This window comes from Ensifer sp. ENS06 (genome assembly GCF_014852205.1).
Classification (GTDB): Bacteria; Pseudomonadota; Alphaproteobacteria; order Rhizobiales; family Rhizobiaceae; genus Ensifer; species Ensifer adhaerens.
Genome location: NZ_JACVBC010000013.1, coordinates 106,869 through 125,425, shown reverse-complemented (window position 1 = coordinate 125,425; position 18,557 = coordinate 106,869). Strand labels below are relative to the sequence as shown.

The window sequence follows — 18,557 nt, the reverse complement described above, 5'->3', positions numbered from 1 at the left end:
TCGCCGGCGCTCAGTCGAGCGTCACCCAGACGGATTTGGACTGGGTGTTGTCGAGGAGCGCCTGCAGACATTTGTCGCGGCCGTGGCCGGAGAGTTTCCAACCGCCCCAGGGCTGGCTCATGTCGCCGTTCATGTAACCGTTGATCCAGACCATGCCGCATTCGAGGTCGCGGGCGATGCGATGGGCCTTGCCGAGGCTGGACGTCCAGACGCCGGCAGCCAGGCCATAGGGGCTGTCGTTGGCGATCCTGACGGCGTCCTCTGCTCCGTCGTGGGCAATGATCGCGCCGACCGGCCCGAAGATTTCTTCCCGCGCTATCGTCATGCGGCTGTCGACGCCGGCAAAGAGGGTCGGCGCGACGAAACATGTAGCGTCCGGGCTGCAATCGCTCGGGTCACCACCAATGACCGGCTTCGCGCCTTCCTTGCGCGCGCCGTCGATGTAGTCGAGAACACGGCCCTGATGGGCCTTGTTGACGAGCGGTCCCATCGTTGTCGTCGGGTCGAGAGGATCGCCTGGCCGATACTTCCGGGAAGCATGTGCTGCGAGGAGCTCACAGAATTCGTCGTGAATGCCGCGCTCCACCAGGATGCGGGAGCCGGCCGAGCAGACTTCTCCCTGATTGCCGAACAGGCCGTCGGCGACCTTCGCGGCAACAGTCGACAGGTCCTCGACATCGGCAAGCACGATCTGCGGTGACTTGCCGCCGAGCTCGGCCGAAACCGCCTTGAGGTTCGTATCCGCGGCGTAACGATACATCTGCCGGCCGATCGCCGTCGAACCGGTGAAGGCGATCTTTTCCACCTGCATAGAGCGCGCCAGTGCCTGGCCGGCGACTGCGCCGCGTCCCGGCACGACGTTGAGAACGCCGCCTGGGCCACCCGCCTCCAGAAACAGGCGACCGAGCAGGAGCGCGCTCAAGGATGTGTCTTCGGCCGGCTTCAAGACCACGCAGTTGCCGGCGGCAAGCGCCGGGGCGATCTTCCAGACGGCCATCATCAGCGGATAGTTCCACGGCGTGATGCAGCCGACGACGCCGAGCGGCTGGCGCAGGATGTAGTGCAGCGCGTCCGGATTGGTGACCGGTGCGGAGCCTGCGATCTTGTCGATGCTCTCGGCCATGTAGCGCATGGTCAGCACCGCGCCGGGCACGTCGATCGCACACATTTCGGCGATCGGCTTGCCCATCTCCATCGTGTCGAGCACCGCCAGGATGTCACGGTTCTCGGCGATCAGTTCGGAAAACCGGATGAGGATGTCTGTCCGCCGCCGGAGCGGCATGCGCGACCAGACACCCTGTCGAAACCGCTTGGCCGCGATATCGCAGGCTGCCTCGATGTCGGCGGCGTTGCCGCAGGCGACATTGGCGACGAGAGCGCCGGTTGCGGGGTTGATCGACGCCAGCGTTTCATCGCCTGCGGCGGCGCGAAACTGCCCGTCGATCAAAAGCCGCGTCTCGGGGCGCAGTGCGTCCGCAATGCGGTGCCATCGTCTGTCCGGTGTCGTGTCCATGACCTGCCTCCACGGTTGACCTTGGCATGCGTTGTAGCGAGCGGGGGAGAGCCGGGCACAGTCCCCCTCATGGGTGACTGGCGCTCCCTCCAATAGCCACGGACCTTGGTGAGCGACGAATACATGCGTGCGGAGGACAAGATGCGAAGCAGGATCGACGGGGATCGTTTGTGGGCTCGATTGATGGCGATGGCCGAAGTCGGCGCAACGGCGGAAGGGGGCTCGTGCCGGCAGGCGCTCTTGGATGCGGATGAAGCCGGCCGCGCCCTGTTTCTTGGCTGGTGTGGGGCGCGTGGATACGGCATCCGCAAAGACCGGATCGGCAATCTCTTCATTCGCCGTCCCGGTCTCAATCCCGAAGCGTTACCAGTCCTGATCGGCAGTCATCTCGACACCCAGCCGACCGGCGGACGCTTCGACGGCGTGCTTGGGGTGCTCGCCGGGCTTGAAGTTTTGGAGGCGCTGGACGATGCGGCGGTGGAAACCGTCAGGCCGATCGATCTCTGTGTCTGGACCAATGAGGAAGGCTGCCGCTTCCAGCCGGCGATGATGGGTTCGGGCGTTGCCTGCGGCGTGCTGGATCTGGAAAAGGCCCTGTCGGCGCGTGATGGCGCCGGGATCGCGGTGGCCGACGAGATCGCCCGGCATGGCTACGATTGCGAGGTTGTACCCGGCCTACCTGAGGCGGATTGTTACATCGAGCTTCATATCGAGCAGGGCCCGATCCTGGAAGCGGAGGCAAAGACCATCGGCGTCGTCACCGGCGGCCAGGGTATCCGCTGGTATGAAATATTGGTTCGCGGCGAGGAAAGCCATGCCGGCCCGGTGCCGACGGCGCTGCGCAAAGACCCGGTACCGGTGCTTATGCATGTGATCGAGCTCGTGCAGGCGATCGGCGGGGTCGACGAGAATGCGCGCTGCACGATCGGCCGGATCGATCTGTCCCCCGGTACGATCAACGTCGTTCCCGGGCATGCAGACATGACGGTCGATCTGCGACATCCCGACGAAGCCGTGCTCGACAGGATGCACCAACGGCTGATGGACGGGCTGGAGACACTTCGCCAGCGCCATAGCGCGATCGATCTTCAGGGGCGTCTGACCTGGCACTCGCCGGTGATCGTTTTCGATCGCGATTTGATCGCGGCCGTCAGAGCAAGCGCAAGAGAGCGCCAACTCTCCCATCGCGACATCGTTTCCGGCGCCGGCCACGACGCGTTCAATCTGGCGCGCCGGGTCCCGACCACGATGATCTTCGTGCCCTGCCGTGACGGGATTAGTCACAATCCGCGCGAATACGCGTCACCCGGTGATGTCACCGCCGGCGCGAACGTACTCCTCGACGTCACTCTGGATCGTGCGTCGGCGTGATGGGTGGGGAAGAAGTAGTCGGCCCAGGACCGGGAGAGAGTGCCGTTCTTGATAGGACCGGACCTGTCGGGTGAGCCGTAAAGCTGCCGTGGAATGGTCAGCAAATGGCCCCGATACGGCCGCATCGAGCCCATTCCAGCGTTCCATCGTCGCGGCGCATTCGGTATCCGGCCGACCTTAGGGGCGATTGAAAGTCAGTATCGCTCCTGATCACGTCATGCGCATCAGAGAGGAATGAATATGATCACCGGTTACAAACCCGTCGCGTCGCTCGCGGCGGCAGTCTTTAGCTTCATGGTCGTCAGTCCCGCATCCGCCCTTGAGATCGCTCAGGCCGAAACGACCCAGCCGACGCAGGGCCAGGCTGGCAGCAAGGGCCCGGACGCTGCGATCAGCGACCAGAAAATCGAGGCTTTCGCGGTTGCCTATCTTCAGGTCGACAAGGTCAGGCAGGAATATTCCGCCAAGATAGAAGCAACGTCGGATGCAACGGCGAAGAAGGACCTGGAGACCGAAGCCAGCAAGAAAATGGTCGAGGCCGTCCAAGCCTCACCGGCCATTTCGATCGAAGAGTATTCGGCAATCCTTACGGCTGCACAGAGCGATCCCGCAGTCGCCAAGAAGGTTCAGGCAAAACTCCAAGACACCGCTCCGGCACAGCAATAGCCGGGCTCGGACGCAACCAGTTGGACAGCGACAAATGGGTAGCCCGCACCAGGTGCGGGCTACCCGCTACGAAATGGACCTTCACCGATCTGCCGGGCCAAGGTCCAGCCGCTTCAATATCGCCTGGTTAGCCTCTTCCGCTTTCCTGTTGTCCTTTGACGATCGCTTAAGCCCCAGTTCGCGATCTCTCGCGCTGAAACCCGCAATCCGGCAATGAGCGCGTCAGTTCGGGCGCCTGGCAAGAAGTCCGGCGAGTGCTGTAATCTCGCGCTCGAGCACTTCGGGCGTTATTCCGATGAACCGTCCTTCCAGGCTGAGAGAGATTACCCCATGAACGGCCGCGAAGAACGTGCGGGCACGAACTGCCACGTCCTCCTGAGCAGCCTCCGGAAACTGCTGCGCAAGCGGTGCTGCGATGAGACCGATCAGAAAGCCGTGTTCGGCAAGATGCCACTCGGGGACCGGGGCACCCTCGGGCATTCTGTGTTCAAATAGCGCCGACCATAGATTTCGCTCTGCGAGCGCAAAACGGAGATAGGCGAGCGACAGGCTCAGGAAGGCCTCCTGAACATCTGCCGCCGGTTGGACCGCAGCGTTGAGGGCGGCTTCCAGGCGCTTCAATGTACCCGAGTTGATATGCAGGATCAGTCCGTCGAGATCATCGAAGACGGTGTAGAGCCCGCCGAGTGCTGCACCTGCACGCTCGGCTATATCGCGGGCGCGCAGGTTCTTTAATCCTTGCTCCCGGATCAGCTCCGTGCCGGCGGCAATAAGCCTCGATCTCAGATCTTCCTTCTTCGCTTCACGCTTTCCGGCCACTGGCCACCTCATTTTGTTGAACGATGTTCATTTTCAATATTGAACAACGTTCATTTTTGTGAGAGAACATTATTGAACATTGTTCATACATGGAGGTGAGGAGATGTTCAAACAAATCGTAACGCTCTTGCGCGGTCGCGCTCATATGGCGGAGGAGGCCTTCGCCGATCGGCATGCGCTGCCCATTCTTGCTCAGCAGATACGCGACGCTGCCCGCGGTGTCGAAAGCGCGCGACGGGCCGTCGCTGTGGCCATAGCGCAAAATCGCCTGGAAAAGGAAAACGCCGAGAGGCTTTCCGCTCACATCGAGGAGCTCGAAATCCGCGCCATTGCAGCCCTTGAAAAGGGGCGAGAGGATCTGGCCGCGGAAGCCGCAGCCTCGATCGCGCGGCTGGAAACCGAACTGCAGAATGCGCGCCAGGTTCAGGCGGAATTTGCAGACGGAATAGATCGGCTGAGGCAAGCGGTGCGGCAGAGCGAAACGCGCCTGGAGGCGCTGCGCCGCGGCGAACGCCTGGCCGCCGCACGTGACCGGACGCAGCGCCTTTCCAAAGAGGTGCCCGGCAATGATCTCGCGACACTCAGCGACGCCGAGGCAACGCTCACGCGGCTCGAAACGCGTCAGCGCGAGGCCGAATTGACCGCCGAGGCGCTGATCGAGCTGGAAGAGCGGCCGGATCCGGCAGCACTTGCGCAGAAACTGGCTGCGGCCGGTTGCGGACGCCCTCTCGTGACAAGCGCCGACGACGTGCTCGAGCGCTTGCGCGCCAAGATGAACCTTACGCTTTAGAACCTCTGTTTCTCAAAGGACAACGACGATGAACGACAGCCTGATGAAACACTCCCCGGCCTGGACCTCCTTCTCTTATGTTAGCTTCGGGGTGGCCGCTTTCATGGTGGTGATTGGCCTTTACATGATGCCGATCGACCTCTGGGGCAAAGGGTACCTGGCCATGGGCATCCTGATGCTGCTGCAGACGGCCGTGAACGTCACCAAGACGCTGCGCGACAATCTGGAGGCAGAAAAGCTCATCCGCAGGATCGATGATGCCAAGACCGAGAAATTGCTGCTCGGCATTAAGGCCGACGAAGTCTAATCGCTCATCAGCCTTGTCGCCATGGCGAACAACCTGTGGACGAGTGCGTAACCATTTTCATCTAGAACGCTCAAAAAAGGGAGACGTTCCGTGAAAACCAATCTCATGACATCCCGGCGCTTTGCGCCGCTCTTCTGGACGCAGTTTCTATCCGCGTTCAACGACAATTTTCTTAAGAATACGCTCGTCTTCCTCATCCTCGCAACCGTGGCGGCCGATGATGCGGGATCGCTGGTCACGCTGGCCGGCGCCGTCTTCATGGCGCCGTTCCTAGTCTTTTCCGCACTCGGCGGCGAACTCGCCGACAAGTTCGACAAGGCGATCGTTGCCGAGCGACTGAAGCGCTGGGAGCTTGCTGCCGCAGGCGTTGCGGTTGTCGGGATCGCATTCTCCTCCATCGCGGTGCTGCTGGTTGCGCTCTTCCTGTTCGGCGCCATCTCCGCGCTCTTCGGGCCGGTCAAATACGGTATCCTTCCCGACCACCTGGAGCGCAAGGAACTACCGCGCGCCAACGCCTGGATCGAGGGTGCGACGTTCATCGCCATTCTCAGCGGCACTGTCATCGCAGGGATTGCCGCAGCCGACGGCGTCAATCCCTGGCTGTTTGGTCCCATGATGCTCGGCCTGGCGCTCGCCTGCTGGCTTTCGAGCCGCTACATTCCGCGTCTTGGCGCCAAGGCGCCGGACCTTGTCGTCGATCGCAACGTCTTGCGCTCCACCGGCCGGCTCGTTGCTTCGCTGCGCGGCGACAGGCGGCTTTGGCGCACCGCGCTGATGGCCGCCTGGTTCTGGCTGGCAGGCGCTATCGTGCTGTCGCTGCTGCCGCCGATGGTGAAGAACCATCTCGGCGGCGACGAAACCGCAATTACCGCCTATCTCGCTGTCTTTGCCGTGGCCATCGGTGTCGGCTCCGCAATCGCGGCCTGGATGTCTGCGGGCCGTATCGTGCTGCTGCCGGCGCCAGCCGGCACGCTGATCATGGCGCTCTTCGGCCTCGATCTCGCCTGGTGCGTCGGGCATGCCGGTGCGGTCGCCCCGACGGAGACGCTCCCTGCCTTCTTCGCCGGTCCCTACACGGTACGGATCGCCATCGATCTTGCCGGCATGGCGATTGCTGGGGCATTCCTCGCCGTACCGACGCTCGCAGCGCTTCAGGCCTGGGCGCAAGAGGACCAGCGTTCGCGCGTCATCGGTGCGTCGAACGTGCTGTCTGCAGCCTTCATCACCGTTGGCGGCGGCCTTGTCGCGATCCTGCAGGCATTGGGCATGTCGACACCGGTGCTCTTTGCTGGCCTTGCCCTTGCCAATGCCGTTGCTGCCTGGGTTATGCTGCGCACGCTGCCGACCAACGCATTCCGCGATTTCGTCTCCATCCTCTTCCGCGCCTTCCTGCGGCTGGAAGTCGAAGGCCTCGACAATCTGAAGAAGGCCGGTCGCGCACCGATCATTGCGCTCAACCACGTGTCCTTCCTCGATGGTGCGCTGGCGCTGGCACTCACCGAGGAGGAACCGACTTTCGCGGTCGACTACACGATCGCCAAGGCCTGGTGGGTCAAGCCGTTCCTGAAGATGTGCAACTTCCTGCCTCTGGATCCGTCAAAGCCAATGGCAACGCGCACGCTCATCAAGACCGTCAACAATGGTGAGCCGTTGGTGATCTTCCCTGAGGGCCGCATCACGGTGACCGGTGCGCTGATGAAGGTCTATGACGGCGCCGCGATGGTGGCCGACAAGACCGGCTCCATGGTCGTGCCGGTGCGTATCGATGGGCTGGAGAAGAGCTACTTCTCACGCCTCAGTTCCATGCACGTTCGCCGTCGCCTGTTCCCGAAGGTGAAGGTCACCATTCTGGAGCCGGTTCGCCTGTCCGTGCCGGAAGAACTGAAGGGCCGCAAGCGCCGCATGGCCGCGGGTGCTGCGCTCTACCAGGTCATGTCGATGCTGATGTTCCGCACCACCGACACGGACACCACCGTGATCGAGAAGGTAATCAAGACGGCCAGGGAGCGCGGGTTCAACAGGCTCGCCGTGCAGGACCCGGTCACCGGTTCGCTCACCTATGGCAAGCTATTGACCGGTGCGGCCGTGCTCGGCGCGAAGTTCCAGTCGCTCTTCCCGAACGAAAAGGCGCTTGGCGTTCTCCTGCCCAACGCCAACGGTGCGGTTGCCACCATCCTCGGCGTGATGTCCGCCGGTAAGGTACCGGCCATGCTCAACTTCACCGCCGGTGCAGCCAACATCATCTCGGCCTGCAAGGTAGCCGAGGTCCGTCATGTGCTGACGTCGCGTGCCTTCGTCGCCCAGGCGAAACTCGGGCCCGTCGTCGAGGAATTGGCGAAGACGGTGGAGATCGTCTGGCTCGATGATCTGCGCCAGACGATCGGTCTTGCCGACAAGCTGCGTGGTCTTTTGCGAAAGGGGCGGCCGCTCGTCCGGCGCACGGCCGACGAGCCGGCGGTCATTCTCTACACTTCGGGATCCGAGGGTACGCCGAAGGGCGTGGTGCTGACACACCGCAACATCCTCTCCAACGCGGCCCAGGCTGCTTCGCGCATCGATTTTCACTCGGGCGACAAGGTGTTCAACATCCTGCCGGTGTTCCATTCCTTCGGTCTCACGGCCGGAACGGTCCTGCCGCTCATCTCCGGCGTGCCGGTCTATTTCTATCCGTCACCGCTGCACTACCGGATCATCCCGGAGTTGATCTATGCGTCCAACGCGACGATCATCTTTGGGACCGACACCTTCCTGAACGGCTATGCACGAACGGCGCACCCCTATGACTTCCGCTCGATCCGATACTGCTTCGCCGGCGCCGAGCCGGTCCGGGCAGCCACCCGTGCGCTCTACATGGAAAAGTTCGGCGTCCGCATCCTCGAAGGCTATGGTGTGACCGAGGCCGCGCCGGTGATCGCGCTGAACACACCGATGTTCAACAAGGCCGGCAGCGTCGGCAAGATCATGCCGGGCATGGAGTACAGGCTCGATGCCGTGCCGGGTGTCACCGAGGGCGGACGGCTCTTCATCCGCGGCGCCAACGTCATGGCCGGATATCTTCGCGTGGAAGCGCCCGGCGTGATCGAACCGACACCCGATGGCTGGCATGACACCGGCGACATCGTCACGGTTGATGAAGAGGGCTTCATCGTCATCCGCGGGCGGGCCAAACGGTTCGCCAAGGTCGGCGGCGAGATGGTTTCGCTCGGCGCCGTGGAGGCGCTGGCGGGCGAGATGTGGCCCGGCCAGTTGACGGTCGTCGTGTCGCTGCCTGATCCCAAGAAAGGTGAGCGCCTGGTCATGCTCACCGACGCTCCGGGTGCGACACGCGCCGCCTTCCTCCGCTTCGCCAAAGACAAGGGCGCCATGGACATGATGGTTCCCTCGGAGGTGAGGGTAGGTGCCGTACCGGTGCTCGGTACCGGCAAGGTGGACTTCGTCAACGCCCAGAGGCTTCTCGCCGAGACGGCAAAGGCCGAGAACGCCGCCTGAGGATGTCGAAAAGGAAGCCGGCCCTTCAGGCCGGCTTCCCGTCCAGCACGAGATCGCCTGCCGGAAGGCGATACTTCGGAACCGTCGACGGTGCCGGCCCAACGCGCAGCACGTTGATCAGCCGGTGTCCGGGTGGCAGCGCGAAGCGCTCTCGCAACGCCTGCGCAGCGGATGGCAGGTCCGCAAGCACCGCCATCGGCCAGCCGGCAAAACCAAAGCGGGTGAAGCTCAGCCAGAAACGGTAGAAGGCTTGTCCGGAGACGATCGGGCTCTCATTCTCCGGCCGGTGAAACAGGAGACAGGCGGCTGCCGTCATCGTCTTTTCCAACTCCGCGACGAGAGCTTGGCCAAGCCCCAGGCGGTCGGCAATGTCGAAAAGCGGTGAGGCCAGAAGATGTCCCGCCAGTGCACCTTCCAGTCGTCCCATCTGCAAGGCTGCGAGGTTGAGGCCGTCAGTGGAATAGGCCGGATGCCGGGGTGACAGTCGCATCCATCTTACGAGTTCATCGCGGAATGCGCGTTCTCGCATGATTGTGAGGCTTGACCGGTCGTTGAGCGACGCAACGAAGGCAAGGTCCTCGCGACCGTACGCAAGCCTCACATCGACCGCCTGAACGGCCCAGTGTTCGAGCCTCTTAATCTGCTCAGGGGAGGTTGGCGAGAAACGCGCCCGCCATGTGAAGCGCCTGGCGGTCCACTCAGAAAGCGCCGGCGGCACCGCGTCCTCGCCGGTAAGCTGTAGCCGTGCGGCCAACCGATAGCCGGGTCTCCAATCGAGTAGATTGTGCGTCCAGAGATCATCGATCGTCACACCGATCCCGCGGGCTGCGAGCGCCATCGCCATGCCCTCAAGTGCCGCCCCACAGGAAAGCCCCATATCGCGGCTGGTCGGATCGCCGACGCTCAGATGCCGGGAGAGGTCGGCGGCAAGCAGGACGCGTCCCTCCTCGTCGAGCGCCCAGCGCGCGGGCTGGGTGTTGTGGACGGAAGGGGCGAGGTTGGCCTCCGCCGCGAGAACGGCGAGCATGGCGGCATCAACGCGCTTCATAGCGTCTTTCCGAAGAGATGCAGGCGATGAAGCGGCCTTGCGCCCGCCTTCTCCGCCTGTCTCAGGCTCGCCGCGTTGACGTCTGCAATCCAGGTGCCACCGGCGGTGTCATAGCCGGCACGGCGCATCTCGCCCAGCACATGGGCAAGCAGCAGCGGGTTGAGCCCGCGTCCCTGGTGTTCCGGCTTCACACCCTGGAATATGATCACGGCGCGGCGGCGCTTCAGGCGATGCTTGAGCAGGTGCCAGGGCGCAGTCAGCCCCAGCCTTGAGCCCATCGCCTTCAGCATCGGATTGACATCAGGAATGGCGATCACCGCGCCGGCAGGCGTACCGTCCTTTTCCGCGACCGCCGAAATGCGTGGATCCATGATCCACTTCATCTCCTTGGCCTGAAACTCGAACTCCGCACGGCTGACGGGCACGAACATCGGATTGTCTGCGAAGCTCTCGTTGAGGATCAATCGGGAGTCTTCCAGCCTTTGTTCGAGCGTCGATCGCCGGATTGGCGAAAAGCGGAAACCGTCGTCGAAAAGAGCGCGCATCTGCGCGCTGGCAAGCAATCCGTCGATCTCCACGGTGCGAATGTCGATTTCGAAAGTGGTCATCGGGAAACAGGGCGCATAGCCCCGGTTTTCCAACAAGCGAGGCAGATAGGGCGGTCCCCAGATCTGGTCGGTATAGGGCGCGTTCTCGAAACCACCGGTCATGACGCCCACCTGCTGCATGGCCGTCAGGTTGAAGTTTCCAAGGATCTCCCGAAAGCCCTTCGCGCGCGCCCAATCCTCTGCTCGCTCCAGGAGGGCGGCTGCGACCCGTTCATCGTCGGCACAGTCGAAGTAACCGAAATAGCCGCGATCAAGTGCGAACTGCGCGTTCGATGCGCGATGCACATGCGCCGTTATGCGCCCGCGCACGGCACCACCCTCATGGGCCGTGAAGCAGGCATAGTCCGCAGCCGTGTCGAAGAGTGGATTCGTCTCGGCGGAAAGGAAGCGCTTGAGGTCGCTCAGCATCGGCGAGACATAGGGTTTCCGCGCACCGTAGATCTGAAAGGGCGCTGAGAAGAAGGCGTCGATATCGCCGGTACGGATATCAATCATGAAGCGGGTCTCTTTCGGAGATCAGCATGGCCATGCGCTGGACGACCTTCAATTCGGTTTCTGCACCCGGCGTGGCGGAGACGGAAGGCATGTTGAGCGCAATCAGTCGGAACGGCCGGTTGGACACAAGCATGACGTGGGTTGCCTCGTATTTTTCAAGCAGCCAGGACATCTGCTCCGCATCCTCTTGAGGAAGGCCTCCCGTCTCGGCAATGCGCAGCAGTGGGCGGGTCGCAAACAGCGCCTTGACCGTGGGCAAGTCGAGGTCGGAGAGTTCGTCCTCGCCAAGCAGAAGTGCGCCGTCGACCAATGGATGGTTCTGTAGCTCCTCGAGAAAGCCCAGCGTGTCGTCGATGCTGTCCTCCGCCAGATGCCGGATCAGGCTTTGCCGCCGTTGCTCCATGCGCAGGCTGATGCTGTCCTTCCAGATCACGCCGAGCAGGGCGGCACTGAGGATGACGCTTGCCGCTCGCACCAGCGCGGCTGGTTCGAGGCTGTTTTCGACGCCGATGACGAGGGCTGCAAGGAGCGCAACGGAAAGCAGGATGACGAAGGAGACCACCGTGTCACGGTGCCCGACGGCGCGCTGGCCAAGGCTGATCAGCAGCCAGCACAGGAACAGGATGGCGACCCCGCCGAGCCGCACTGGCTGGTCGATGTAGACGGAGCGAAAGTCCGTCACGAGCAGCGGAAGGATCAAAAGCAGCGAGAGAGCAATGCGGTCGACGGCCTGGTTTTCCGCCTTCGACAGGCTCGTCCGATCGCGCGTCACTGTCATGTGACCGGCAAGGGCGAAGGTGACCAGTTGGTAGAGGAACAGCAGTGCGACCCGCCAGGGTTCGGCGAGCGATACCGGCAGGAATGCGAGGACGAAGAAGGTGGCCGCGCCACCGGCCGCGATCCACTTCGTTGTTTTCGGCGCGTGCCGCCGCAACAGGCCCTCGGCAAGCAGAACGGTCGAGAGCGGGACGAGCCCCGCAGTTATGATCGTCGCGGCCTTGAAGATGAAAAGGTCCGTCCACCAGGCGAGCACCCGGCTCGCCATCAAGGCCGCCAGCACCTGCAGACCGAAGAGGAACCGACGGTTCAACGGGCTCTTGGCGTCGAAACTGCGGATCACGCCGATGAGCACGAGCAGACCACCCAGTGCCGCCAGCGAAACAAAACTATCGGCAATAAGCGAGGTGTTCATCACGTCGCCGGAGCTGCAAGTCGGGTCAGGTAGCGCCTTACCAGCGGTCGCAGCAGTGCCGCAACGAGCGCATTGCGGGGTCGCTCGACGCGTCCGGCATGCGGGTTGAAGAACCAGCCGCGGCAATCGGCGGACTGTGGGCGGCCGAGGATTGCATGGATCGCCTCATAGGCCATCAATGTGCCCGTGGAGATCACCATCGGCGCGAAAGACATGCGGCTGCGGGTGCCGGCGATCACTTCACCGGCGAGCGACAGGTTGACATGGTGACGGGACGACGAATGCACCATCACATATTCCGCCTCGCGCAGGAACGCCTCGGCCCGCTGGTCCGGCGTCAACGCGTTCCAGGCGGTGCCGACAGTCGGATAGCCGAGCCGCTCCTCGGGCATCGGATCCTGCGGGCGTGTCACATAGACGGAGGGCAGCGGCGAGGCGTAGGCGTCGATCACCGTCTGGCCGTGATCTCGCGACGTGCGATAGAGCAGCAGGCTGGCGCCGAGATCGTCGGTTCCGTTGATGACGACATCCGCTGCGGCAATGATCGCATCGGCATGGTCGGTCCATTCGGGCCCGTAGACGGTCACGTCCAGGCCGGGATTGATCTTGAGGCAAAGCTCGCGGGTTGCCTGCGCCTTCGGCATGCCGATCGTGTCGGCGAAGCAGAAGACCTGCCGGTTGAGGTTCGAAAGCTCGAAATTATCGATATCGGCAAGAACCAGGCGACCAATCCCGGCGCGCGCGAGCGACTGGACACAGGCGCCACCCATGCCGCCGGTTCCACAGACGAAAACGGTCGCCTGGCTCAGGCGCCGTTGTTCCGCTTCGGTGACGAAGCCGATGTTGCGTGTGGTGAAGGTCTCGTAGGAAAATTGGCTGCTCATCGGCTGGGCCTCAACACGCCCCACTGCCGGCGGCTGTCAGCCCAATGCAACGCGGGCAGCACGAGCCTTTGTACGAGGATGACAATACTTGCAACGGCAAGGCGACCAAGCGCGTTGCGCGGCACGCTTTCCATGAGGTAGCGCTGAGCCGCATTGAGATCCAACTGTCCGATTTGCAGGAGGTCGTCACCGCGATCGTAGTCGAGTTCGGCGGCGCAGAAGTCGTTATACTCCGCCTTGCGGTGCTTCGGGGCCGCCTCGAACGTCTTCTTCAGGTTGTCGGAACCGCCGGTATAGGAATTGGTGATGACGAAACGATCGGCATCGAAGCCGGCGTCAGGGCCGACCCCGAAGACATGGCGATGTGATTCCATGATGGCCGTGGCGATCAGTTGCTGGCGCAGGGATCTGCGTGCGCCACGGGTGGGTGCGGGAAAGACGCCGCTGAAGGTCTCGGCCACCATGCCGGCAACGGCCGGCACCTGGGTGACATTCGAAATCCAGAGCGGGCGAAGCTGGTTGCGCAAAAAGAGAAGGAAACAGGTGAGGCCGTAGAGGATCCAGGAAAGCCCCTGGCTGCGAACCGCCGGGTCGATCATCACGAGCCCCAGATGGAGGACTTCGACCGGTTTGCCGGAAAGAGAGACCTGGAGGACAGGCAGCGCGTTGAAGGCAACCGGCTCACCGTCGGAAACCCGGTAGACGACCGTGACGATCGTTCGGGTGAGCGCATCTTCACGCTCGGAGAAGATGCCGTAGCCGAGCTCCCCATCGGGAACCGACCGTTGCGCGACTTTTCGCAGGTCCTGCCTTAGCCTGGCGACCTCGCGCTCGTTCATCCATAGCCCGGGAGCTTCCACGATCCTTGCGCGGAAGTCTGGCGATGTCTTGAATGAAAGATCGAGGCGCTTCTTCAGAACGACCGATATCAGATTGTACAATGTCCCGTGTCCGCAGCTTCAATTCTGGGGTGGAGCTTCTGCAAGCTTCGGTCGCATCCTTGCGGAAGAGGACAAACATTTGGTTTAATTCCTGGAAGAGATGCCGGGGCGAGCGCAATCATGCTCCCGCCCCACTGGTTGTGCATGGATGTCTGACGCGGCCTTAGAGGCCGGTCGTCTTCAGCAACTGTTCTGGGTAGCGCTCTCCCTCGATCGGGATTGCCGCGGCGGCTGTTTCGATTTCGGCGAGATCGGCATCCGTCAGCGCGACATTGACCGAGGCGAGGTTCTCTTCCAGGCGATGAAGCTTGGTCGTGCCGGGGATCGGGACGATCCATGGCTTTTGTGCCAGCAACCAGGCGAGCGCGATTTGCGCAGGCGTGGCGCCCCTGTCGTCCGCGATCCTCTTCAGGAGATCGACGAGCGCCTGGTTCTTTTCCATTGCCTCGGGCGTGAAGCGCGGCAGGATCTTGCGGAAGTCGCCCTCGCCGAGCCTGGTATCCTTGCTCATCGCACCGGTAAGAAAGCCCTTTCCGAGCGGGCTATAGGGCACAAGGCCAATGCCGAGCTCTTCGCAGGCTTCAAGGATGCCGTTCGTCTCCGGGCCGCGGGTCCAGAGCGAATACTCGTTCTGGAGCGTGGTGACCGGCTGGACTGCATGCGCCCGCCGCACGGTTTGAGCCCCGGGCTCGGACAGGCCGAAGTGCCGAACCTTGCCGGCAGCGATGAGATCCTTCACAGCGCCTGCGACGTCCTCGATCGGCACGTTTGGATCGACGCGATGCTGATAGAAGAGGTCGATGACATCGACGCCGAGGCGTTTCAGCGATGCGTCGCAGACCGAGCGGATGTGCTCCGGCCGACTGCTCAAGCCCGACTGCTTGCCGTCAACGATGTTGAAGCCGAACTTGGTGGCGATGACCACGCGGTCGCGTACGGGCTTCAGGGCCTCGCCGACCATCTCCTCGTTGGTGAAGGGGCCGTAGACCTCCGCGGTATCGAAGAAGGTCACGCCGCGATCGACCGCCTGGCGGATCAGCGTAACGCCCTCCTGCCTGCTGACCTTGCTGGCATAGCCGAAATCCAGGCCCATGCAGCCAAAGCCGAGGGCTGAGACTTCTAGACCCGCTCTTCCGAGAATTCGCTTCTTCATGTCTTTGCTCCGTTCGTGATAGCGGCGAGCGCGCACGAGACCAGCCGGCGCTCTCTTCAAGAGGGCACGCCGGTTCAACGCGTCCTGGCCCCAATCTAGATCTCGCGGAGAAATTCGATTAGATGCTAAATCAAGAATGAACCTATATTGTGGATTCATGAATGAAGCGAGATGAACTGGGTGATCTTGTCGCGTTCCTGACGGTTGGCGAGGAACGTAGCTTCACCCGAGCGGCCGCCCGCCTCGGCACGTCCCAGTCGTCGCTCAGCCATACGGTGCGACGGCTTGAGGAGCGCATGGGCGTGCGCCTCTTGACCCGGACGACGCGCAATGTCGTGCCGACGGACGCAGGGGAACAACTGATGGAGACGCTGCGCCCGGCCTTCAACGACATTCGCAGCCGGCTCGACGCGCTGAGCGCGATGCGCCAGCAGCCGGGCGGCACCATCCGCATAACCTCGAGCCGCCACGCGGCCGAGACGATCCTCATGCCCGCCGTGAAAAGGCTGATGGCCGAGTATCGAGAGATCAGCGTCGAGATCTCGATCGACCAGCGCTTCGTCGATTTGGTCACTGAGCGCTATGATGCGGGTGTGCGGCTGGGCGAAAGCATCGAAAAGGACATGATCGCCGTCCGCATAGGTCCGGATCTCAGAATGGTGGTGGCGGGGTCGCCGGACTATTTTGCACGCTACCCCAGGCCTCAGACACCTCATGATCTGACGGGGCACAATTGCATCAATCTGCGCCTGCCCACGCTTGGCGGACTATACGCGTGGGAGTTCGAACGCGACGGTCGCCCGCTCAATGTCCGCGTCGAAGGGCAATTCGTCTCTAATGATGTGCCGATGATCATCGACGCGGCTTTAGGCGGCCTGGGCCTTGCCTGTCTTCCCGACGATCACTTGGGACCGCTCGTCAAATCGGGGCGGCTGGTGCCCGTGCTAGAAGATTGGTGCCCGCCTTTTCCCGGATTCCATCTCTACTATCCAAGCCGGCGGCTGGCGTCGCCCGCGTTTGCATTGCTGGTCGAGGCATTGCGCTTTCGCGGTGCCTAGCGTGCCGCGCCGGGCCGTGGACGAGCACTATCGATGATGTGGGACTGCGCTCGTTTTAGCGACCGCCAAGGGGCGAGGGAGCCGGGCAGGGCTCGGCTCCCCGTTGGTCCGTAGCGATATCAGGGCTGGTAGTCGGCAGGGGCGATGATCTTGCTGAAATCGTAGGAGGCGACCTTTTCGCGCGTCACCAGCAAAGCGGGGGCTTCAATGCGGCTCAGCACCTTGCCGCCTTCGATCGCGGCGGCCGCCCCGCGCATCGCATCGCGTCCCATCGACACTGCCGGCTGAAGCGACGCGCAGGTGAGCGTGCCCCTTTCAAGGGCGGCGCGCGCGTCGTCGTTGAGGTTCGAGGTCGAGACCTTGATCTTGTCGGTCGCCCCAGCCTGTGTCAGCGACTTGATCGACTCTACCGCCATGGTGTCGGCCGCGGTGAAGATGCCGTGAATGTCCGGGTGGCTCTTGGTCCAGTCGGTCGCCGCGATGCCCGCATCCTTGGTGCCGCCGGCCTTTTCGGCGACGATCTTGATCTCGGGAAATCGGCTTCGATGGTGCTCTTGAACCCGCTGACCCGAAGCTTGGCCCACATTTCGTCCGGACCGGGATTGCGTTCGTGCCGTCATTCCAATTGACAATATACATACGTATGTATATTTGTGGTCAGTATTGCGGATCGGCGACCAGGAGACGGCATGAAGGCGAACGACAAGCGGAGGGAGCGCGGCGATCGCGCCCGGGCGAACATTCTTCATCACGCGACGCAGATCGCGTCGGTGGAGGGGCTGGAGGGATTGACGTTCGGACGGGTCGCGGCTGATGCCGGTGTGGCGAGAGGCAACGTTCAGGTTCTCTTTGGCGACCGGGAAGCCTTGCAGTTGGCGACGATCGAGAACGGCGTGGCACTTTATGCCCAAACGGTGGTTGGCCCCGCGATGGCACTCCCGACAGCGGTCGAGCGCCTGATCGCTCTGATTGAGGGATGGTACACATTCGTTGAGCAGCGAACGCTGCCCGGCGGCTGCCTGGTGCATGCGCTCAGCAGCGAGTATCGCACCCGGCCGGGAGAGATCCGCGACCGTGTCGAGCATCACCGGGCCGAGGCGAGACAGCGAATCGTCGATCTGGCAAACGCGGCGATCAACGCAGGCGAGCTTCAAGGCGGCATTGATGTTGGCGTGCTGGCCTTCGAACTGACGTCCTACCAGGCATCGGCCAATGTGGCAGCGCTCATGGGGGAGCCTGAGCAGTTCGAGCTGGCACGCCGTGCGTCCAGGGAGCGCCTTGCCGCGGCACGGGGTGTGTGATGGACAACGACCCCTTTCACGCCGGAGAGCAGCAACTCCAGAGCCTCTTTGCCGTCCGTGAGCAACTGGCCGGGTCGCGCGCGATACAGGCGAGCCTGCCACCCGGCTTTGCGGATTTCCTTGCGGAACTGCACTATGTCGTTCTTGCCGTGCCTGACCGGGAGGGGCGGATCTGGGTCACCATGGTCTTCGGTCGGCCCGGCTTTCTGAGCGCACCAGATGCCATGCGTGTGCGTGTCGCAGCACGCCCTGACGCCGCAGATCCAGTGGCTCGTGGCATTGTCGAGGGAACTCCGATCGCGATCCTTGCGATCGATCTTTCGACCCGGCGGCGCATCCGCGTCAATGGTAGCGTAGGTCGGGTGGGTCAAAGCGATTTTGTCGTCGACGTGCAGCAGGCCTTTGGAAACTGTCCGCAATACATTCGTCCGAGGGACGTTGAACAGGCGGTCGGCGCAAGTGGAGAGCCGCTTCTGATCTCGGCCGATACAAGTTTGGCTCGACGTGTCGTTGCTGGTGCCGATACGTTTTTCGTTGCGACCCGCGCCGCCTCCGATGCCGGCGGCGATATGGATGTTTCCCATCGCGGCGGTCCGCCTGGTTTCGTTCGGTGGGACGGCGAATGCCTGATCTGGCCGGAATATCGCGGCAACTACTATTTCAACACCCTCGGCAACCTGCTCGTCGATCCTGCCTGCTGTCTGCTGTTTCCTGATTTTGGCACGGGCGAGATGGTGGTCATGACTGGACACGCCGTGCTCGACGGCTTCGACGGCCGCCTGAGGCGCTCGCACGAGGGCATGCCGATGAACGGGCTGGTTCGCTTCAAGCCTGACCTCCTGATGAGCCGCACTGCGCTGGCGCGCCCGTAGTTCGATCCTATTCCAGTTTTGTCATTCGCATCTTGGCGCCGGTCGTAACA

General features: G+C 62.7%; 17 protein-coding genes. 8 read left to right on the top strand and 9 right to left on the bottom strand.

Annotated elements, in window-relative coordinates; all coding sequences use genetic code 11:
• Positions 1-10: 10 nt before the first annotated feature.
• A complete protein-coding gene (locus tag IB279_RS30050) occupies positions 11-1,513 on the bottom strand; it encodes an aldehyde dehydrogenase family protein (RefSeq protein WP_060580753.1) in 1,503 nt (500 codons plus the stop codon).
• Between the two features lie 141 nt (positions 1,514-1,654).
• Between IB279_RS30050 and IB279_RS30045 the strand changes: the two genes are divergently transcribed.
• Positions 1,655-2,884: a Zn-dependent hydrolase gene (locus IB279_RS30045; protein ID WP_192340428.1), complete on the top strand. Its 1,230-nt coding sequence runs from the start codon at positions 1,655-1,657 to the stop codon at positions 2,882-2,884.
• Positions 2,885-3,124: 240 nt separating this feature from the next.
• Entirely contained in the window at positions 3,125-3,550 is a 426-nt protein-coding gene (locus IB279_RS30040) for a DUF4168 domain-containing protein (RefSeq protein WP_060530163.1), read from the top strand.
• A gap of 222 nt (positions 3,551-3,772) precedes the next feature.
• On the opposite strand, the gene IB279_RS30035 is transcribed toward IB279_RS30040, so the two are convergent.
• On the bottom strand, positions 3,773-4,369 hold the full coding sequence (locus tag IB279_RS30035; RefSeq protein WP_034796298.1) for a TetR/AcrR family transcriptional regulator: 597 nt from the start codon (positions 4,367-4,369) through the stop codon (positions 3,773-3,775).
• A 103-nt stretch (positions 4,370-4,472) separates the two neighbouring features.
• Here IB279_RS30035 and IB279_RS30030 point away from each other — a divergent pair, with 103 nt between their 5' ends.
• The 3 genes from IB279_RS30030 to IB279_RS30020 all read left to right on the top strand — a co-directional run bounded on the left by IB279_RS30030 (position 4,473) and on the right by IB279_RS30020 (position 8,955).
• Positions 4,473-5,159, top strand: a complete 687-nt coding sequence (locus IB279_RS30030; RefSeq protein ID WP_192340426.1) for a PspA/IM30 family protein — start codon at positions 4,473-4,475, stop codon at positions 5,157-5,159.
• Positions 5,160-5,187: 28 nt separating this feature from the next.
• The gene (locus IB279_RS30025; protein ID WP_034796305.1) at positions 5,188-5,466 is read left to right on the top strand and encodes a YiaA/YiaB family inner membrane protein; all 279 of its coding nucleotides are present in this window, start codon (positions 5,188-5,190) and stop codon (positions 5,464-5,466) included.
• A gap of 90 nt (positions 5,467-5,556) precedes the next feature.
• Complete coding sequence (locus IB279_RS30020) at positions 5,557-8,955, top strand: acyl-[ACP]--phospholipid O-acyltransferase (protein WP_192340424.1); 3,399 nt, start codon at positions 5,557-5,559, stop codon at positions 8,953-8,955.
• A gap of 25 nt (positions 8,956-8,980) precedes the next feature.
• Here the strand turns inward: IB279_RS30020 and IB279_RS30015 are convergent, their stop codons facing one another.
• The 6 genes from IB279_RS30015 to IB279_RS29990 form a co-directional block, all read right to left on the bottom strand.
• Positions 8,981-10,003: a hypothetical protein gene (locus IB279_RS30015; RefSeq protein ID WP_060580751.1), complete on the bottom strand. Its 1,023-nt coding sequence runs from the start codon at positions 10,001-10,003 to the stop codon at positions 8,981-8,983.
• A complete protein-coding gene (locus IB279_RS30010; protein WP_192340422.1) occupies positions 10,000-11,106 on the bottom strand; it encodes a GNAT family N-acetyltransferase in 1,107 nt (368 codons plus the stop codon). The genes IB279_RS30015 and IB279_RS30010 overlap by 4 nt, the downstream gene beginning before the upstream one ends.
• Positions 11,099-12,298 (bottom strand): hypothetical protein, encoded by a 1,200-nt coding sequence (locus IB279_RS30005; RefSeq protein ID WP_192340420.1) that lies wholly within the window; start codon positions 12,296-12,298, stop codon positions 11,099-11,101. The genes IB279_RS30010 and IB279_RS30005 overlap by 8 nt, the downstream gene beginning before the upstream one ends.
• Complete coding sequence (locus IB279_RS30000) at positions 12,298-13,182, bottom strand: ThiF family adenylyltransferase (protein ID WP_192340418.1); 885 nt, start codon at positions 13,180-13,182, stop codon at positions 12,298-12,300. The genes IB279_RS30005 and IB279_RS30000 overlap by 1 nt, the downstream gene beginning before the upstream one ends.
• Positions 13,179-14,123 carry a hypothetical protein gene (locus IB279_RS29995; protein WP_090298676.1) on the bottom strand — a complete coding sequence of 315 codons (945 nt, stop codon included), beginning with the start codon at positions 14,121-14,123 and terminating at the stop codon, positions 13,179-13,181. Before IB279_RS29995 ends, IB279_RS30000 begins: the two co-directional genes overlap by 4 nt.
• Positions 14,124-14,286: 163 nt before the next feature.
• Positions 14,287-15,276, bottom strand: a complete 990-nt coding sequence (locus IB279_RS29990; RefSeq protein ID WP_060580747.1) for an aldo/keto reductase — start codon at positions 15,274-15,276, stop codon at positions 14,287-14,289.
• A 161-nt stretch (positions 15,277-15,437) separates the two neighbouring features.
• On the opposite strand from IB279_RS29990, the gene IB279_RS29985 reads away from it, so the two are divergent.
• The gene (locus tag IB279_RS29985; protein ID WP_034796315.1) at positions 15,438-16,334 is read left to right on the top strand and encodes a LysR family transcriptional regulator; all 897 of its coding nucleotides are present in this window, start codon (positions 15,438-15,440) and stop codon (positions 16,332-16,334) included.
• Positions 16,335-16,453: 119 nt separating this feature from the next.
• On the opposite strand, the gene IB279_RS29980 is transcribed toward IB279_RS29985, so the two are convergent.
• Positions 16,454-16,918, bottom strand: a complete 465-nt coding sequence (locus tag IB279_RS29980; protein WP_192340416.1) for a sugar ABC transporter substrate-binding protein — start codon at positions 16,916-16,918, stop codon at positions 16,454-16,456.
• A 105-nt stretch (positions 16,919-17,023) separates the two neighbouring features.
• On the opposite strand from IB279_RS29980, the gene IB279_RS29975 reads away from it, so the two are divergent.
• The gene (locus IB279_RS29975; RefSeq protein ID WP_192340414.1) at positions 17,024-17,635 is read left to right on the top strand and encodes a TetR/AcrR family transcriptional regulator; all 612 of its coding nucleotides are present in this window, start codon (positions 17,024-17,026) and stop codon (positions 17,633-17,635) included.
• Positions 17,635-18,507, top strand: coding sequence for a pyridoxamine 5'-phosphate oxidase family protein (locus IB279_RS29970; RefSeq protein ID WP_112985036.1), 873 nt, complete (start codon positions 17,635-17,637; stop codon positions 18,505-18,507). Before IB279_RS29975 ends, IB279_RS29970 begins: the two co-directional genes overlap by 1 nt.
• Positions 18,508-18,557 lie beyond the last annotated feature (50 nt).

What these genes read in the sequence shown, in the direction of transcription:
- IB279_RS30050 (WP_060580753.1), bottom strand. Translation starts at nt 1,513, where the DNA reads ATGGACACGACACCGGACAGACGATGGCACCGCATTGCGGACGCACTG.
- IB279_RS30045 (WP_192340428.1), top strand. Translation starts at nt 1,655, where the DNA reads ATGCGAAGCAGGATCGACGGGGATCGTTTGTGGGCTCGATTGATGGCG.
- IB279_RS30040 (WP_060530163.1), top strand. Translation starts at nt 3,125, where the DNA reads ATGATCACCGGTTACAAACCCGTCGCGTCGCTCGCGGCGGCAGTCTTT.
- IB279_RS30030 (WP_192340426.1), top strand. Translation starts at nt 4,473, where the DNA reads ATGTTCAAACAAATCGTAACGCTCTTGCGCGGTCGCGCTCATATGGCG.
- IB279_RS30025 (WP_034796305.1), top strand. Translation starts at nt 5,188, where the DNA reads ATGAACGACAGCCTGATGAAACACTCCCCGGCCTGGACCTCCTTCTCT.
- IB279_RS30015 (WP_060580751.1), bottom strand. Translation starts at nt 10,003, where the DNA reads ATGAAGCGCGTTGATGCCGCCATGCTCGCCGTTCTCGCGGCGGAGGCC.
- IB279_RS30010 (WP_192340422.1), bottom strand. Translation starts at nt 11,106, where the DNA reads ATGATTGATATCCGTACCGGCGATATCGACGCCTTCTTCTCAGCGCCC.
- IB279_RS30005 (WP_192340420.1), bottom strand. Translation starts at nt 12,298, where the DNA reads ATGAACACCTCGCTTATTGCCGATAGTTTTGTTTCGCTGGCGGCACTG.
- IB279_RS30000 (WP_192340418.1), bottom strand. Translation starts at nt 13,182, where the DNA reads ATGAGCAGCCAATTTTCCTACGAGACCTTCACCACACGCAACATCGGC.
- IB279_RS29990 (WP_060580747.1), bottom strand. Translation starts at nt 15,276, where the DNA reads ATGAAGAAGCGAATTCTCGGAAGAGCGGGTCTAGAAGTCTCAGCCCTC.
- IB279_RS29985 (WP_034796315.1), top strand. Translation starts at nt 15,438, where the DNA reads ATGAAGCGAGATGAACTGGGTGATCTTGTCGCGTTCCTGACGGTTGGC.
- IB279_RS29975 (WP_192340414.1), top strand. Translation starts at nt 17,024, where the DNA reads ATGAAGGCGAACGACAAGCGGAGGGAGCGCGGCGATCGCGCCCGGGCG.
- IB279_RS29970 (WP_112985036.1), top strand. Translation starts at nt 17,635, where the DNA reads ATGGACAACGACCCCTTTCACGCCGGAGAGCAGCAACTCCAGAGCCTC.